Origin of the sequence: Ligilactobacillus agilis DSM 20509, assembly GCF_001436215.1 — a bacterium.
GTDB lineage: Bacteria > Bacillota > Bacilli > Lactobacillales > Lactobacillaceae > Ligilactobacillus > Ligilactobacillus agilis.
In genome coordinates, this window is the sequence record NZ_AYYP01000003.1 from 1 (window position 1) to 229 (window position 229).

General features: G+C 45.9%; 1 tRNA gene. It reads right to left on the reverse strand.

Going from position 1 to position 229, the window contains the following annotated elements:
• Window positions 1–80 precede the first annotated feature (80 nt).
• Window positions 81–154 (reverse strand) — tRNA-Ile (locus FC14_RS00405).
• Window positions 155–229: the final 75 nt, after the last annotated feature.

The window sequence follows — 229 nt, forward strand, 5'->3', positions numbered from 1 at the left end:
ACCGATGACCTCCTGCTTGCAAAGCAGGCGCTCTCCCAACTGAGCTAAAGCCCCATGAGTTAGAAATATTTCTATGTAAATGGGCCTAAATGGACTCGAACCATCGACCTCACGCTTATCAGGCGTGCGCTCTAACCAGCTGAGCTATAGGCCCATATTCGAGAAGTAAACCCCTCAAAACTAAACAAAGTTTTAAACCCCGTGTAGGTTTCCGTAATTTTCCTTAGAA